1 rRNA gene is annotated in these 272 nt (G+C 55.9%); it reads right to left on the reverse strand.

Going from position 1 to position 272, the window contains the following annotated elements:
* A 23S ribosomal RNA gene (locus BHE89_RS01765) occupies positions 1-272 on the reverse strand; the annotation flags it as partial.

Consider the following 272-nt stretch of genomic DNA (forward strand, 5'->3'; position numbering starts at 1 on the left):
CCCGAACACCAGTGGTGCGTTCACTCCGGTCCTCTCGTACTAGGAGCAACCCCTCTCAATCTTCCAACGCCCACGGCAGATAGGGACCGAACTGTCTCACGACGTTCTAAACCCAGCTCGCGTACCACTTTAAATGGCGAACAGCCATACCCTTGGGACCTACTTCAGCCCCAGGATGTGACTGAGCCGACATCGAGGTGCCAAACACCGCCGTCGATATGAACTCTTGGGCGGTATCAGCCTGTTATCCCCGGAGTACCTTTTATCCGTTG

The organism is Shigella sp. FC1967 (genome assembly GCF_001743005.1).
Lineage (GTDB): Bacteria > Pseudomonadota > Gammaproteobacteria > Enterobacterales > Enterobacteriaceae > Proteus.